Consider the following 17,215-nt stretch of genomic DNA (forward strand, 5'->3'; position numbering starts at 1 on the left):
ATCCATTGCTCACCTAAAATTAGCTCCCTCTATCCTTAACTTTAGGACAAGAGTCTTAGTTACACCTAAGCATTAGAATAACAATTGATAAATTTAACTTTAATCTTCTACACAGAAACTCAATACCGTCGCCATTTCCACTAACCCTTTGAACACCCCAAGCTCGTCAGTCAATATCCAAGGCAAAGGCGTGCCTTGCGTAACGAGTCGATGAACCTCTTTTACTGGCGTATGCCAATCGAGTACCGTTCCTCCGGGAGCCATCATTCGGTTGACACTCTTATGCCAATAATTTTTCTCTTTGCTGGTTTCGAGATCCGTGCCCATCGTTGGTGTCATATGTAAATGCATGGTTGATCGCGACAGCACACCGACACATTTTTTATTATCAACTACAGCCAAGTAATCGCCATGCGACACATTAAAATATTGATGCGCGAGGGATAACGGATCTCCTGGATCAAGGTGATGGCTATTTTTACTGACCAGCTTCATGAGAGTTTGTTCTGGTGCACTTGGTGCGGTTTTCGGCCACTGGCAATAATGCTCGTGGGCGACGATTTGCTTTGTACTTTCTGGTTTTGCAAACAAGTAACCTTGAATGTAGTCCACCCCAAGTTCAGTCAGCAAAGCCAACTCACTTTCTGTCTCTACCCCTTCGGCAACCACATCAAGATTGAGCTGATGCGCTAGATGCACAAGCGTATGGACAATATGATACTCCCGCGTCTCTTTTTCTAATCCGGAGATAAACTGGCGATCAATTTTCAAAACATCAAAGAAACTCTTGGTTAAGTAATGGAACGACGCACATCCAGAGCCGAAATCATCAACAGCAATTTTTACCCCTGCATCGCGAAGCGTTTGAATAAGTTGCTGGCTGTTGTCTGAACTGTCCAAAAAAGCGCTTTCGGTGAATTCTATGTTTAGGCAATCTGGGGATAAACCAGCATCATCTAGCGCGAGTGCGGTATGCTTCAACACATCCGCAATGCCGACATCGGTACTCAATGAGCGATTGACTGACAACTGCAAGGTGTCGCCAAACCGCTTTTGTAGGGCTTTGAATTGTTCAAATGCCATCCCACAGACCAAATTATCTAACTCGAAAATTTTGCCCATATCTTCAGCGACTTGAATATAGTCTTGGGTGGTCGCAGGCTCCGACTCCAAAGGGGGGAAACGGCACAGCGCTTCAAATTTCTCTACGCGCTGCTGTTTTACGCTGACTATGGGTTGGAAGTAGACCTCTACATCTTTGTTCAGCATCGATTTTTGCACATGCGCTTCAAGGCGTTTCTTGCGCTCAATTTGCAAATGGATCGAGCGATCATAAAACGCGATGCGTCTATTTTCTCCTGAATGAAGTTCGAGAATCGCTTGGCAAGCATGAGACACAAGCCGATTGGGCGTCTCAGCGTCCACACCATAGATTGAAACGCCCAACAGCCCAGTCTTTAAGACCTCATGAATATCCTTAGTAGCATGCTTAAAACAATGGAAAAAGGTCGTTAATGTCTTGGCGATGTCTCGTACCCGTTGCTCTGGGTGTTCAACCACCACAGGCAAACAGGCTAGAAAGCGTCCGCTGTCCATATACCCTGAAAACAACGCGCTGGTTTTCTCTTTGAGATAAGCGGCAAAACGTTTTTTTTGCTCATTGGTTCCCTTTGAAGCAAAGCGCGGTTGGATGGCGAGAACCAGTAAGGTATTGTCTCGGTCCGTCGCTTTACATCGCTTGGTCAGCTGGGCAAGAAAATGATCCGACGTCGGTAATTGCGTCAGGATATCAACCCCGCCAGACTGGGTATCTTCTAATCGTTCGAGATCAGACGATAGATCTGTACTCAAGCCGATATAATAGTCTTGCCCACTGCCCAAGCCAATTTTCTGGATCGTTAGGCTCTGGGGAAACACCTTACCTTGTGCATGGCGTGAAAGCAGTACCCCACTCCAATACCCCTTTGAACCTAATGATTCCCATAGTGCCCGATAGTGCTCGTCATCATGACTCGACGAGTTGAAGATGTTGGTTTTTAGTCCGACAAGTTCGTTGCGAAGATACCCCGTCATCTTTTCAAAATAGTGATTACAGGCAAGGATGCGCGTATCCGAATCAGTCACTACCACACCGTGATGCTGATTTTCAAAAATGCCGTAAAATATCTCTGATGCTTCTTGCGCATTCGAAATGACCAAGCAAGGCGAGATCGTGCCTTTCAGGTGATGTTCATCCGCTTTGTACATGTAGATTTCAACGAATGTAAACAGTGATGTGGGTGTAACAAGGCAGCAATGGAGGTAACAATCCTCGCCAGTCGTCAACGCGGTTTGAAACGCGCGCTTCACTCTATCTCTTTGACCTGGGGGGACTAAGCGAATCAAACGTGTCGCCGAGAAGGTTGAATACACCTCGCCAAACATCAAGGTTTGCCCTTCGTTATCGCAATAGAAGGCTTGTGTTTTAAGGTTCATCGCCCAGTCGTAAACAACGTACTTGCTTTTTCTGCCCTGTAGCTGAGGCGCAGTAGCATGCGGCTCATTCATGACATCATCCATCTCAATACCCAACCAGTTTTATACTTCTATAATTAAATCTATCGCATTTAGGGCAATGTTGACGTTAATCCGCTAACAAATTGGGGAAATATCCTTTGACCTTCACCAATTAGTTTAGCTAGCGGATAAACCACACAAACCACTTAAAAATCCCCCAATAATCTAAGGATATGTAAGGCTAGATAGATGGGCGCCAAGCCGCTATAATTCGCGCTCCCTGGATCCGAGAGCAAAATATGTACAGCGAAAACACCCCTATTCACGAGCAAAAGAAATATTGGGCAGAGTGCTTTGGCACCGCACCTTTTCTTCCAACGAGCCGAAAAGAAATGGACGCTCTTGGATGGGATAGCTGTGACATTATTATCGTAACCGGCGATGCCTACGTTGATCATCCAAGTTTTGGTATGGCAATCATAGGTCGATTACTTGAAGCACAAGGCTTTCGAGTCGGCATCATTGCTCAACCAGAATGGAACAACAAAGATGCCTTCATGGCGCTAGGCAAACCGAACCTTTTCTTTGGTATTACCGCCGGCAACATGGACTCCATGATTAACCGCTACACCGCAGACAAAAAACTGCGTCATGATGATGCCTACACGCCAAACAATGAAGGGGGCAAACGCCCTGATCGTGCAACTTTAGTTTACTCACAACGTTGTCGTGAAGCGTACAAAGGCGTACCCATTGTTTTAGGCGGTATCGAGGCGAGCTTACGTCGACTCGCACACTACGATTATTGGTCAGATAAAGTACGCCGCTCAGTGTTGTTTGATGCAAAAGCAGATATTCTTCTGTTTGGTAATGCTGAACGCGCGCTGGTAGAAGTCGCGCATCGGTTGGCCGATGGTGAAGAGATCTCAACACTAACCAATATCCGAGGTACGGCAGTAAACCTCGCTGCCGCGCCAGAAGGCTACAACGTGATTGATTCATCACGAATCGAGAAACCGCGCAAAGAAGCCTTTATTCCGCCGAACCCATACGTGGTCGAAGAGCAGTGTGATACCAAAGCCAAAGCGCAAGAAACAGAAGCGAAGCCAATAACCATTCGCCCATCTCGTCACGACGCGGCGACCACAGCCGTTCGTATTCCGCCATTTGAAAAGCTCAATAACGACCGAATTCTTTATGCTCACGCGAGCAGAATCATGCACCTAGAGACAAACCCATACTCAGGCCGCGCATTAATTCAGCGCCATGGTGACCGCGAATTGTGGGTCAACCAAGCGCCAATTCCCCTCACCACCGAAGAGATGGACTACGTGTTTGGCTTGCCTTATGCGCGTGTTCCCCATCCGATGTATGGCAAAGCAAAAATCCCAGCGTATGACATGATCAAAACGTCGGTGAACATCATGCGTGGCTGCTTTGGTGGCTGTTCTTTCTGTTCGATCACCGAGCACGAAGGACGTATTATCCAAAACCGCTCGCAAGAATCGATCCTCAACGAACTGGAAGAAATCCGCGACAAAGTACCCGGCTTTACAGGCACAATTTCTGATCTCGGCGGCCCAACTGCTAACATGTATCGTTTGGGTTGTAGCGATCCAAAAGCAGAAGCGAACTGTCGTCGTCCATCATGTGTATTCCCGGGGATCTGTAATAAGCTCAATACCGACCACAAACACACCATCGACCTTTACCGCGCCGCTCGAAAAGTGAAAGGCGTGAAAAAAGTGATGATTGCATCAGGCGTACGTTACGACCTTGCCATAGAGTCACCAGAATACGTAAAAGAGCTTGTCACTCATCACGTGGGCGGCTACTTGAAAATTGCACCAGAGCATACTGAAAAAGGCCCGCTGGATCTGATGATGAAACCAGGCATGGGCACTTACGACCGCTTTAAAGAGATGTTTGAAAAGTACAGCGAAGAAGCGGGTAAAAAGCAGTATTTAATCCCTTACTTTATCTCGGCACACCCTGGTACCGAAGACGAAGACATGCTCAACCTTGCGCTGTGGTTGAAGAAAAACAACTTTGAGTGCGACCAAGTACAAAACTTCTACCCATCACCGATGTGTAATGCGACGTCGATGTACTATTCAGAGACCAACCCGCTTAAACGCGTGAAATACAAAAAACGCGAAGACGTGCCAGTGGCAAAAGGTGAGCGACAACGTCGACTCCACAAAGCGCTGCTGCGTTACCATGATCCAGCAAACTGGCCAATGATTCGTGAAGCATTGATCAATATGGGCAAAAAGCATCTAATCGGCGATAAGCCTGGTTGTTTGATTCCAGCTGAAGATCTTGATGCGAAAACGCCAGCGCAGCGCAGAAAATCAGGACGTCATGGCTCCCAGCGATTTGCAACCAAACACACCAAAAGCCAACCTGGTTTTGAGAAAATGCATGGTGATAACCGTGGTGGAAACAAAGGCGGTAAGCCGGGTAACCGCAATGGCAAACCAGGTAGTAAACCGTCAGGCAGTCGACCAAACGCGGGGCCTAGCGCCAAACCGCAAAACGGCCGCGGAGGTAAACCAACTGGCGCCAACAAAGCCAGCAACAGTGGAAAACCGAGCGGCAATCGAAAACCTAAACACCGCTAAACCTTAAGAAATCGCAGCTTCGGCTGCGATTTTTTTCATCAGTTCAATGAGTACTAGAGTTATCGCGCCTTCTGATCACTTTGAGGAGATGTTCATCTTGCCATTGAGATATTTTCGCCCGTTTTAGCTCTTTCTTCGTCATCTCGAGGCTTTTCACTAGCTGTTCGTGCTTTATACCTAGCGCCTTACTTTCAATCAATGACTGTGACATTTCATTTTGCATCAAAGTGATGCCTTTCAGAGCGAGCTTGATCTCTTTTGGCGCACGATCAGGGATTTTGTCTAGCACACTACGGCACTTTTTTAAGCGGCTTAATGCACTAGATACGTCAGAAAATGTTTGAGTTGTATATTTTTGAAGGGACTCAGCCTGCTGCTCAAGCTCAGGAAGAACCCAATCCGTCAACGACGTCGTGAGTCGCAATAACGCTTCGTTCGCTTCTTTTTCAGCCGCCTTCATCGCCATATTCACTAGACCACAGATTATTACCGTGCTCACAAGAGCAGGCAGAGTGAAGCCTAGCAGTAAGATCTGAATCCCGGCAACAGCAGCGCATAAAGCCATCAAGTTTCGTTGATAGAAAGTCACGGAAACCACACATTTAATGACAATTCACTTAATAGCTTAGTTTAGATTCGTCAGCGTTGTGAACGAGAAATAATAAAAAAGGCTTAACCCATAGGTTAAGCCTTACTCAATAAAACGCGGCTGCTTAATTAAGCGTTCTGTGCTTCAAACTCTTGCATGAAGTCTACAAGCGCTTGTACGCCTGCTAATGGCATCGCGTTGTAGATTGACGCTCGCATTCCACCAACAGCACGATGTCCTTTCAAAGAGACCAAGCCTCGTTGCTTAGCTTGCTCTAGGAACAACTCGTCCAGTTCTGGTTTCGCCAATTGGAATGGCACATTCATGCGTGAGCGGTTGTCTGGATGCACTTCATTGCGGTAGAAGTCGGACTGGTCAATCGCATTGTAAAGCAGTGTCGCTTTCTCCTGGTTAATTTGCTCCATCGCCTCAACCCCACCATTGGCTTTCAGCCACTTAAACACCAAGCCTGACAAATACCACGCGAAGGTCGGAGGCGTGTTGAACATCGAATCTTTCTCAGCCAAGGTTTTGTAATTGATAAAGCTTGGTAGCAAGTCGTTCGCAAGATCGAGAAGGTCATCACGAACAATCGCGATACAAAGACCCGCTGGACCGATGTTTTTCTGCGCACCCGCATAAATAACGCCGTACTTAGATACATCAATTCGACGAGATAAGATGTTTGACGACATGTCTGCCACGATCGGTTTGTCTGTATCAGGAAGCTCACTGATCTCGATACCATCAATGGTTTCATTTGGACAGAAGTGAACGTAAGCCGCTTCAGGATCAATAACCCACTCGCTAACTTCACGTACCGCAGTTTTGCCCGCTTTGGTTACCTTTGCGTCAAACACATCAACGTCGCAGTACTTACGCGCTTCTTGAACCGCACTTTCTGCCCAGTAGCCCGCGTCGATGTACGTAGCTTTTTTGGCCGAGCCAAGCAAATTGAGTGGCACTGCAGCAAACTGGGCACGAGCACCACCCTGACAGAATAGAACTTTGTAGTTATCAGGAATATTAAGTAGATCGCGAAGATCTTGCTCCGAATCTTCAGCAACTTTAATAAACTCTTTACTACGGTGGCTGATTTCCATTACCGAAGTACCCAGTTCATTCCAGTTGATAAATTCAGCTTGCGCTTGTTCCATCACGGCTTTAGGCAATCCGGCAGGGCCTGCACTAAAGTTATATACATTATCCATTCTGAGTTTCCTTGCTCATGCTTCAATTGAGAACTAACAGGATTAATACCACGTTTTTTCAGCGATAAAAAGCAAGAAAAGAGGTCTTTAGACCTCTTTTCTTAATAAACATTGAAAAAGAATACTTATGGCTGCATCGCACCTGAAATCAGCAGCGCCATAAGGGGAATTTCTTGGCCACTTTTAAACAATAAATTGCCTTCTTTTAGCTCTGCGTTGATTTGATAACCTTTGTCCGTTTGCTCGACAAACTCCATCACGATCGCTTCATCAACACCTTGCTTAATAAATGGGTATTGCTCAACCAATTCATTGGAGAAAAAGGTATCCAATTGACCAGTCAGTGCTGGAAGGATCATCGCAGGATTTTGGGTGATGTTGTCTGTACCCTCAGGCAAGGTGATTTTCCACTGGCTTTCAAACTCGCCATTGTCTCCTAGCGTTAAGGCCATTTTGTTCATCGACAAGTAGAAACCTTTTTCGACCAAAGTTTCAACGTAAGGAATTGCGCTTTGTACATCTTCTTCCGTTAACACTGGGTTACTTTGATAAAGATTCAACAAATGTTCAAACGACTCGCTGTCGAGGTTACCCAGTTCCACATCAACTAATAACTTGTCTACCGTTCCTTCTGTGGTCACCAGATCTTCTACCGAAAAGACATGCTGGCTACTGACGCGCTGGGTCGTTTCTTCTACTAGTGAAGAAAACTCGTACTGTGCGTTTTTCATGCCAAACATAGTCACTTGGTCAGTGCTTGAGATAGAAACATCACCAAAGCGCATCATTTGCTCACCAAGCCATAAGCCATTTGACATACGACCTTGACCACTACCTTTCAGTGCAGACAGCAGTAATTTCTCACCACTATTAAAATCCACTTCGACTGAAGGTACGTTGAGATCATAGGTTATCTCCCCGAGGACAGTCGCATGACCTTTAAGGACAGAACGAGAAATAGACACCATCGCGCCGTCAACATCGTCAGTGGTTTGATGCCAAGCGTCAAATGTAAGGGTAAAGTCGGTATTGCCGTTTAACTGTGTCACCGTATCAAGAGTCACGGGTAGTTCATCGACATCATCCAGTACTGAATGCGCTTTTAGGCTCAGTAAACCGTGAGAAACATGACTATTCACTACAAACTGGTTAGGTAAGCCATCTGCGGCTAGCATCTCTGCCATTTCTGGGTCGGTGACCACGTATCGCGTTTGCACTTCAGAAGAGAGATAACCACGGTCATACTTGACGATTTCTGCCGTTACACTTCCCGAATTCAGTTGGTTTATACCATCAGTCACCACATTCTGACCGATTTGGCCAACCGCAAGTGGCCAACACAAAGCAAGAGCAATCGCGCCACCAATAGCGCCATATTTTTTAAGCTGGTTCATGTCATCATCTTTAACAATAAATTTGATTTAGTGTACACCAAAAAACATTGAGATAAATCAGAGTATTGGCTTTCTTCCAAAATGAGCAAGCATTCTAATACTCAGCTCTCAAACAAATTCGCGCGAGCCTGATACAGTAGCCAATGTGTTTGTCGAATGAGAGCCCATACGTGAATCAATTTGCCGTTTTGTGTCTTGATAATAATCCCGTCAGTGTCGAACAACTGCGTCGTGAGTTGAGCCCTTTTTCATCTCGATTCGATCTACATACGGAAGACTCAATTGACGATGCAAACGCTGCATTGGATTACTGCTTGGAGCAAAAGCAGACCGTCGCATTAGTTATCGCCAGCCACAACGAAAGTTTCAATGGTGCTGATTTCTTAATCCAGCTCGACAAAATGAGCCACACTCAGCAAGCTCGTAAAATCCTGATCAGTTGCGGTCAAGACATTCAAGCCATTCTGTCTGCTGTCAACGACGGACGCCTAGATCACTGCTTAACTAAACCGCTACAAGACAACCTCGTCCATAAAACCGTCCAAAAAGAGCTCACGACCTTCATTCTCGAGAATGACTCGGAAAACCTGCTCCATTACAGCCAAATACTCGACCACCAGCGCCTACTTAGAGCTCACATCGACAACAAAATGCGCTCGTATCGAGAAGGGTTTATTAGTGAACACCATCGACTCTCCGATCAAGAGCTCGCCCAACAAGTCACCGATGCCCTACTCGCCTTTTTCGCAGACAAAGATGAAACCAAAGCCTGCCGTACATATTCCACCGATCATCTACTAACCCGAGAAGGGGAAGAAAATAGCTTTTTGTGGTTCATTACTAAAGGTGAAGTTGCGCTTTACAAGAAAGACGACACGGGCGTACAACGAGAAGTCGTTAGGCATACACAAGGTAACATTGTTGGGGGGATGTCCTTTGTGACAGGAGAACCCTCTTTTTCAACGGCGATTACGCTTAAACCGACAGAGGTGATCAAGCTCAAACGGGAAGTGTTCGCCGAGGTGATGCACTCAAACACCGAATTATTGCCGCTATTCACTAACTTACTGCTGCGTCACTTTAATCGTCGCTTGCAGCGAAGCATCACGACAAAACTTGAACTGCAGAAAACGCTAGAGTCACTCGAACAGGCACAAAAACAACTGGTGGAAAGAGAAAAAATGGCCATGCTTGGCCAGTTGATTGCAGGTGTCGCACACGAGCTCAACAACCCAGTCGCCGCCATCTTACGTGGGACAGAGACGTTAACCGATAAAATACAGATCTTGGTCGATGCACCTAAACTCGATAGTAATAGCAAAAACATCGAAATATTGACGCACGCACTTTCGGCAAAACCGCGATCAACCGCAGACGAACGTGCGTTAGTCAACTCGGTCAACGAGCAAATCAACAACCGGAGAGTAGCCAAAAAACTGGTTAAGTTAAACTTACACCAGTATCAACCTTGGCTCGATCGCGCCCGAAACTCAGACCCAACCCTGCTCGGCGATCTAGAGCAACTTGAACACTATTACCTTGCAGGGTCGACGCTAAGATCAATCAACGTCTGTGCGCTACGAATTGCCGATATGGTCAAAAGCCTTAAAGGATACGCGCGTTCTGATGATGAACGATTCCACCGAGCGGATATCCACGAGGGTATCGAAGACACCTTGGTGATATTCGAAAGTAAACTCAAACTTCACAAGGTAGAAAAAGCATTTTGCTCGACAAACTCTGTGTACTGCTTGCCCATCGCCCTTCAGCAAGTTTGGACCAACTTAATTTCCAACGCCATTGATGCGTTCCCTGCAAAAGGAAAACTACGCATCACGACTGAGCTGGTGACAAAAGACAGACGCCAATGGTTTGTGGCGAGCTTCGAAGATAATGGACACGGTATCCCTGTTGAACTTCAGCAGCAGATTTTTGAGTTGAATTTCACGACTAAAAAAGAAGGCAACTTCGGTTTAGGGATTGGATTGTCCGTTTGCCAACAAATCGTTCGACAACACGGCGGCTTCATCAGTGTGGAGTCAGAACAACACCAATACACAAAAATGTCGGTTTGGCTGCCCTTTAGCCAAGACTAACCAATAACGAGGAACTTAACATGAGTAAATACCTTATCTTATGCGTCGACGATGAAAGAGAAGTTCTCGATAGCGTTGTCCAAGATTTGGATGAATTCGAAGAGCATTTTTCGTTAGAGGCAGCCGAATCTGTTCAAGAAGCAAAACAGATCATTGAAGATGCTGAACGCGACGGCATAAAATTGGCGCTCATCCTTTGCGACCATATCATGCCCGAGCAAACTGGGATCAGTTTTCTTATTGAGCTAAACGAGCAAGCATCCACTCAAGCGACCCGAAAACTGCTCCTCACCGGCCAAGCAGGACTCGAAGATACAGTCGAAGCCATTAACCACTCTAGCCTTCACTTTTACATTGCTAAACCTTGGCGTGGCGATGAGTTACGTAATGTCATCAAAGAACAATTGACCCAATACATGATTGAGAATGAGCCTGAACTCATGCCCTGGGCATCGGTACTGAACACTGAAAAAATATTTGAGGAAATGGCAAAAAATCGCCTCAATTATGGTGAGTAGTTAAACGATTTTGGCACATAGCTTGCTAGATTCTTATTATCACGACAAAACAATGACATTTTTATAGTGGCAACCGCTTGGATGCATTATGATGTCGATTTATCGTCATAGCGAGTCGTCGCTTAAGACCAAGGAAATTAACAAGATAAAGGTTTATCGTCCTTATGCGTAAAACAATCTTAGCCGCAGCTTTAGTGCTAGCATCTGGTCAATCTTTCGCTCAAATTGATCCAAACAGCCCAACCGTAATGAGCAACTTTAGCTACGACTACGTTGAAGCTCGAATTGGCGCAAGCCCAGTGACTTTTGGTGCTGCAATGAGCAAAACTGTTCACCCAAATGCCCACCTTATTGGCCGTATTGACTCTGAATTCGAAGGTGATTTTGACGCAGGCGCGGGTTTTGGCTTCCACGCACCTATCAATAACTGGGCTGATTTCACTGGTGAAATGTTATTCCGTTTGGTGGACAATGATGACACAAGCGGCACCGACACAGGTCTTGAACTGAACCTAGGTGTTCGCCAATGGCTTGGTCCGCAACTCGAAGTGGGTGGCAAAGTTGGTTACACCTCTATCGATAGTGAAGAAGATTGGATTGGTTCTGCATACGCACGTTTCCACTCAACAGAGCTGTTTTCGATCGGCGGTGAAGCGCGCATCAATGACACGTATGGTGATCAATTGATGTTTACCACGCGTTTCAAATTCTAATCCGTTTAGAATCTCAAACAAAAAAACCGAGGCTCTTGCCTCGGTTTTTTCATTCTGATTACCGCAATAATAACAAGTTGATAAACCAACCTTTATGGGCAGTTTGCCAATAGCTGACGTTTGCGTGGCTCTTGGATTAATTTCCAGTGAATACCATCGATAGCACCGGCAAATTTCCAAAGTAGCTTCACGTCTACGTCGCTTCCGTAGGCTTGCTTAACTTTAGCAAATACCGCCGGAGCACCTAGTTCCATAAACGTATCAACATCATCGATGCCTGCTTTTTTTACCATACGCTCTAAAGTGAGCTGCATGTTTGGCAAGTCTCGCAGTCTACGATTTGCCGCTGAACGTTTAAACTGTCGCTCAGACACCGAGTAATCGATAGATTGCTTAACAAGGTCATCCAAACGATCGCTGTCCGATTCAAACAGCTCCGTAATATCATAATAATTTACGGTCGCCGTTGTCTGTTTCTTAACATGGCGATATTTCTCGCAACCAAGCTGAGAAAACTCTTTATCTAAATGGTCCCCACCACGGATAAAGATCTTGTTTGCGCTAAGTAAAGCGAACATGGCGTCTTCCCTGAACAATCCTGTTCCACCAAACATCGAACGCTTTTGAAACATGCCAAACTTATTTACATATTGAATAAAATGTTGCTCTGTCATATCCATTGATCCTTCAAATATCGAAACCCCGATTATTTACGATCACCAGATAGCAGCAGTTATAAGCGAAAAATCTGTCGGTTGAACTATGAAATTTATAATGTTGTACGTCCAACCACAGCAAGTACCCAAATGATAGTTAACGAAACGAAATAAGTCTGTGCATAGGTCACATCGATTAAACTTAATGACGAATTTTATGAGAGATCAATCACGCCTAAGTCCCCACCATGAAGAAGTGCGAGCAATTTCGCTCTTGAAATATGTCGTTGCGAAAAATATCAATATTAGAAAGCAATTGTTTGCTTAAATACAGAGAGAAACGTTACACTGTAAACGTTGAATTTACTTTCTAATACTGTATGAATCACCTAGCATTTTACTGGCTCCCACAAAATAAAGACCTATTAGTCAAAGGTATTGAGACTGAGTTTTCTCAACTTATTGAGCATTCTATCGCTAATAAGAAAATATCACTTCCTCCAATTCCTGACGTAGTCTTAAAGATTCAGCGTTTGTGCACCCAAGATACAACCACGGTAGCAGATGTCGCAGACTCACTGTTGGAAGATCCTGGGCTCGCCGCTATTGTTATTCGCGTGGCAAATTCGGTGATATTTAACCGCCGAAACATCACATGTACCGACTTGGTTACTGCGGTATCTCGGTTGGGCATTCTTCGAGTACGAGATATCGTGACTGCACAAGCGATTGAGCAGTTGAAACACTCTGTCAATTTAAGCGGCTCTTGCAACAAAATCTTAGTTCAAAGTGCGGCGAATTCTCGCGAATTGGCGGCAACGATGGTCCTAGTGGCAAAAGGGTTCCGTGAAAGTGGCTCACAGGCATACAAGCATCTAGAAGTGGACAAAGCGCTACTTGCTGGTTTGCTCGCTGACATCGGTCTTTTCTGTATCGTCAACGAGTACCACTACTATTTGGAAAATGGCAACTATCTTGACGAAGAAATCGCTTTCCAGATCTTCGACAATCAATGCTCCAAAGCGAGCAAACTTGTTTTAGATAGCTGGGGGTTTGATGATGACTTCTTAGAGGTTGCTTCAAATCAAGCGATTAAACCATCGGAGGAAGCGGTCAGCTATCTTGCGTTGGCGAGAATCGCGAATCATATCTTAATGTTCCGCCGTCAAGACGAAAACATAGATGAACATTCGGTAGAATTTGACGTTACAGGTGCAGATATACTGTACAAACTCAGTAATTTAAGTGATATTGAGTTCAATGCGCAAATTGATGAGTTAATCAGCGCGAGTGGATTGTAATGTACAGGAAGTATCATGTTTTCAGGGATGTTGTTTATCTTTACCCCGCTTGTTGTCGGGTATTTCATTTCGATATCAAGCCAGTCACTGATCAATAAGATCAATAAAACCACCTCAAACCTTATCTACGTCATACTTGCGCTGATGGGTTTGAGCTTGGCTGCCCTCGACAACCTCGGGCAAAATCTGCAAATTATTTTAAAGTTCACTGCGGTGTTCTTCACTTGCCTAAGCTTAGCCAACCTAGCGGTATTGCCCTTAGTCGATAAGTTTTTACCCATCCAGACAGACGCGAGCAATAGTAAGCTTCCTTTGTCTAGTATGGCGTTGGAATCCGTTAAACTCATCCTTGTAGTCGGCGGCGGTTTAATTGTCGGATTGGCGCTGCCTTATGAACTTAATTGGGTCGATACCGCGAGCGAATGGATTCTCTTCTTATTGCTTTTCTTCATTGGCATTCAATTGCGCAATAGCGGTCTAACATTACGCCAAATACTTCTCAACAAGCATGGGATGGTGATTGCATTACTCATTATAGTGAGCTCGATGTTTGGAGGGATTATTGCCGCGCAAATCCTCGAAATTGACCTATTCAAAGCGCTCGCGATGTCTTCTGGATTTGGCTGGTATTCATTAGCAGGCATCTTGATGGGTGATGCATTTGGTCCGATTTACGGTGGCGCGTCATTTATGATAGAGCTGCTGCGAGAGTTGATCGCATTGGTGCTGATTCCTTTATTCATTCGCACGCGACCATGCACTGCAATCGGCTACGCGGGTGCAACAGCCATGGACTTTACTTTGCCGGTCATACAAACCACAGGTGGCGTTCGATGCGTGCCTATTGCTATCGTCAGTGGGTTTATTCTCAGTCTGCTTGTGCCAGTTATGATGCTGTTCTTTGTCTCTCTTGCAAGCTAGATCTCAGGAATCATTGTCAAAATTCACTATATTAACCACGACGCTCAATATTAATTTAGCAAGCCCTAATTTAAAGTCGCCCGTAGAATTGAAATACAATCTACGGAGCCTATAAGAACGATTATTCAAAAGGAATCAATATGAAACGCCTGATTGTTGCACTCGCTCTAAGTGCCTCATCGTCCCTCGCTGTTGCAGCCGACAATGCTTGTCTATCAAAAAAATACGATGCTTATATCGATGCATCACTGCATTGGTATGAAGATTTGTCAAAACTCACTGCAGAGCAATATCCGGATTTAGCCGAAGTTTCCAAATGGTTTCTGAACGGTCGTGTGAACCACTTTGAGCTTAATCGTGCCGCTGTCCACTACTACCTTGACAATGACGCAACGAAAGTTGCAACAGCCCAACCCGTCGAAGGTTGGTTACAGTTGGAACAAAAAGACATCAAAGTGCTTGCGTCGCGTAGTGATGAGCTAGGACAACTGGCCAAAACCACTTTTGCAGACCGCCAAGCTAAGCCACACGAAAAGAACTACGAATTGCGTTCAGCCTTTGCCGATCTTTTAAGTCACCCTACAAAAATCGACTCCGCATTGCAGCGCTATAATGCAGCGATCAAAGAGTTAGAGTCGATTAACTGTCAATAACGTATTGCCGACTTTTCGCTCAAATCGCAACCAATTTGACGGACTTAAAACTAAGATTAGCGAATTTAAAACGGGACTTTGTGCCCGTTTTCGTTTAGATTGTCCCGCTTGCAAGAAAAAAGATTAGAGCAATGTAGCTGTATGGTATCTGAACATAAAACGGCTGATGTGAGCTTCGAAAGTTTACTTCGAATTTTCACAGTACCTGAAGGGCCAGACTCAACGCTAACCCAAATCGACGAAGAGCTATCACGCAACTTAAATAAGTTTTTGCGTGAGCATATCGTTGCTGAAGAAAAACCGCTTTGGGAAATTGAGAAAGATTTCTCTAACGCGACGATTCCTGAGCAACCGGAGTTCGTTTCGGACCATACACAACACCTGCTCGACACACTCGTCTCTCACTCCGTCCATACCTCGGCACCAAGCTTCATTGGTCATATGACATCCGCATTACCCTATTTTCTAATGCCCTTGTCTAAAATCATGATCGCACTTAACCAAAACTTGGTGAAAATTGAGACATCAAAAGCGTTTACTCCGCTAGAGCGTCAAGTTCTTGGGATGCTGCATCGCCTTATCTATCACCGCGAAGACTCTTTCTACAGCCAGTGGATGCACAGCGCAAATCATTCCCTTGGCGCTTTCTGCTCTGGTGGTACCATCGCCAACATCACCGCGCTTTGGGTCGCTCGCAATAATGCACTGCGAGCACAAGGTGAATTCAAAGGTGTAGAAAAAGAAGGCTTATTCAAAGCGATGAAGCATTACGGCTATGAAGGATTAGCGGTATTGGTTTCAGAGCGCGGCCACTACTCATTGAAAAAAGCCGCAGATGTGCTGGGCATTGGCCAAGAAGGGTTGGTTGCTGTCAAAACAGACAACAACAACCGCATTGACCCTGTTGCCTTGCAAGAGAAAATCGCCGAGTTAAAGCAAAGCAACATCAAACCATTCGCTGTGATTGGGGTAGCTGGCACGACAGAAACAGGCAATATCGATCCTTTGCGTGACATCGCCAATATTTGTTCACAAGAAGACTGCCATTTCCACGTCGACGCTGCTTGGGGTGGCGCGACTTTAATGTCGAACAACTACCGTCAATTGCTCGATGGAGTAGAACTGGCTGACTCAGTGACCATTGATGCGCATAAACAGCTCTACATCCCAATGGGTGCGGGAATGGTGCTGTTTAAAAACCCAGACGCCATGAAGTCTATTGAACACCACGCCCAATATATTCTGCGCAAGGGGTCAAAAGACCTTGGTAGCCACACACTGGAAGGATCGCGTTCCGGTATGGCGATGCTGGTTTACGCAGCCATGCACATTATCAGCCGTCCTGGGTATGAATTGTTGATCGATCAGAGTATCGAGAAAGCCAAGTACTTTGCTTCATTGATCAAACAGCAGCCTGACTTTGAACTCGTTTCAGAACCAGAACTGTGTTTACTTACCTATCGCTACATCCCAACTCATGTGCGTCACGCGTTAGAAAAAGCAGACTCCACCCAAAAAGCAGAACTCAATGAGCTTCTCAACGAGTTAACGAAATACATTCAAAAGCGTCAGCGTGAAACGGGTAAGTCCTTCGTATCAAGGACTCGTTTAAATCCTAGTCAGTGGGAGCGTTTGAATACCATCGTATTCCGAGTGGTGTTAGCCAACCCGTTAACCAGCCGAGACATTCTTAGCTCTGTTTTGGTCGAGCAACGTGAGATCGCAAAAACAGCACCGAATTTAATGGCTAGAATCGAATCAGTCGTCGATTCAATCAGCAACAAGTGAAAGTTTCTTTCTAAGATCTTGTAATTCGAGCAACAATACTGGCCAAATAAGCAATGAAATGTGCGGGTTAGATTTCATTTGTGTAGTTTTGACAAAATTTAGTTTGAGGCTTGTCATATTATCACCACTTCGAGCCGATAATTGTTACTGTAAACCTATGGCTTAGGTTTATACTGGCCCTATGGCGCTAGATAGTGAGTACCTATTAGGGAACAGTTTGTTTCCTCTCGAATATTTCGATTGGTATGTCTAGCG

Annotated in this window: 13 protein-coding genes; 8 read left to right on the top strand and 5 right to left on the bottom strand. The window is 45.3% G+C overall.

The window, feature by feature from the left end:
- Positions 1 to 99: 99 nt before the first annotated feature.
- Positions 100 to 2,547: an EAL domain-containing protein gene (locus ACUALS_RS08625; RefSeq protein WP_454448189.1), complete on the bottom strand. Its 2,448-nt coding sequence runs from the start codon at positions 2,545 to 2,547 to the stop codon at positions 100 to 102.
- Positions 2,548 to 2,795: 248 nt separating this feature from the next.
- Between ACUALS_RS08625 and ACUALS_RS08630 the strand changes: the two genes are divergently transcribed.
- Complete coding sequence (locus ACUALS_RS08630; RefSeq protein ID WP_331402566.1) at positions 2,796 to 5,120, top strand: YgiQ family radical SAM protein; 2,325 nt, start codon at positions 2,796 to 2,798, stop codon at positions 5,118 to 5,120.
- A gap of 43 nt (positions 5,121 to 5,163) precedes the next feature.
- Here the strand turns inward: ACUALS_RS08630 and ACUALS_RS08635 are convergent, their stop codons facing one another.
- The 3 genes from ACUALS_RS08635 to ACUALS_RS08645 all read right to left on the bottom strand — a co-directional run bounded on the left by ACUALS_RS08635 (position 5,164) and on the right by ACUALS_RS08645 (position 8,314).
- On the bottom strand, positions 5,164 to 5,685 hold the full coding sequence (locus ACUALS_RS08635) for a hypothetical protein (RefSeq protein ID WP_454448190.1): 522 nt from the start codon (positions 5,683 to 5,685) through the stop codon (positions 5,164 to 5,166).
- 152 nt (positions 5,686 to 5,837) lie between these two features.
- Positions 5,838 to 6,920 carry a 3-phosphoserine/phosphohydroxythreonine transaminase gene (serC, locus tag ACUALS_RS08640; protein ID WP_454448191.1) on the bottom strand — a complete coding sequence of 361 codons (1,083 nt, stop codon included), beginning with the start codon at positions 6,918 to 6,920 and terminating at the stop codon, positions 5,838 to 5,840.
- A gap of 125 nt (positions 6,921 to 7,045) precedes the next feature.
- Positions 7,046 to 8,314, bottom strand: coding sequence for a DUF945 family protein (locus ACUALS_RS08645; protein WP_454448192.1), 1,269 nt, complete (start codon positions 8,312 to 8,314; stop codon positions 7,046 to 7,048).
- 170 nt (positions 8,315 to 8,484) lie between these two features.
- Here ACUALS_RS08645 and ACUALS_RS08650 point away from each other — a divergent pair, with 170 nt between their 5' ends.
- The 3 genes from ACUALS_RS08650 (at position 8,485) to ACUALS_RS08660 (ending at position 11,641) form a co-directional block, all read left to right on the top strand.
- A complete protein-coding gene (locus ACUALS_RS08650) occupies positions 8,485 to 10,410 on the top strand; it encodes an ATP-binding protein (RefSeq protein WP_038213770.1) in 1,926 nt (641 codons plus the stop codon).
- 20 nt (positions 10,411 to 10,430) lie between these two features.
- Complete coding sequence (locus tag ACUALS_RS08655) at positions 10,431 to 10,928, top strand: response regulator (RefSeq protein WP_005474065.1); 498 nt, start codon at positions 10,431 to 10,433, stop codon at positions 10,926 to 10,928.
- A gap of 164 nt (positions 10,929 to 11,092) precedes the next feature.
- Positions 11,093 to 11,641, top strand: coding sequence for a hypothetical protein (locus tag ACUALS_RS08660; protein WP_005474055.1), 549 nt, complete (start codon positions 11,093 to 11,095; stop codon positions 11,639 to 11,641).
- A 92-nt stretch (positions 11,642 to 11,733) separates the two neighbouring features.
- On the opposite strand, the gene ACUALS_RS08665 is transcribed toward ACUALS_RS08660, so the two are convergent.
- Positions 11,734 to 12,321, bottom strand: coding sequence for a TfoX/Sxy family DNA transformation protein (locus tag ACUALS_RS08665; protein WP_269976991.1), 588 nt, complete (start codon positions 12,319 to 12,321; stop codon positions 11,734 to 11,736).
- Positions 12,322 to 12,677: 356 nt separating this feature from the next.
- Between ACUALS_RS08665 and ACUALS_RS08670 the strand changes: the two genes are divergently transcribed.
- From ACUALS_RS08670 to panP, 4 genes are all read left to right on the top strand, one after another.
- Positions 12,678 to 13,598, top strand: a complete 921-nt coding sequence (locus ACUALS_RS08670) for an HDOD domain-containing protein (protein ID WP_454448193.1) — start codon at positions 12,678 to 12,680, stop codon at positions 13,596 to 13,598.
- A gap of 15 nt (positions 13,599 to 13,613) precedes the next feature.
- Positions 13,614 to 14,519 carry a lysine exporter LysO family protein gene (locus tag ACUALS_RS08675; RefSeq protein ID WP_454448194.1) on the top strand — a complete coding sequence of 302 codons (906 nt, stop codon included), beginning with the start codon at positions 13,614 to 13,616 and terminating at the stop codon, positions 14,517 to 14,519.
- A 140-nt stretch (positions 14,520 to 14,659) separates the two neighbouring features.
- Positions 14,660 to 15,172 carry a hypothetical protein gene (locus tag ACUALS_RS08680; protein ID WP_005474104.1) on the top strand — a complete coding sequence of 171 codons (513 nt, stop codon included), beginning with the start codon at positions 14,660 to 14,662 and terminating at the stop codon, positions 15,170 to 15,172.
- Between the two features lie 141 nt (positions 15,173 to 15,313).
- Complete coding sequence (gene panP / locus ACUALS_RS08685) at positions 15,314 to 16,960, top strand: pyridoxal-dependent aspartate 1-decarboxylase PanP (protein ID WP_005474061.1); 1,647 nt, start codon at positions 15,314 to 15,316, stop codon at positions 16,958 to 16,960.
- The last annotated feature ends 255 nt before the right edge of the window (positions 16,961 to 17,215 follow it).

It is taken from the genome of Vibrio sp. NH-7 (assembly GCF_053643215.1).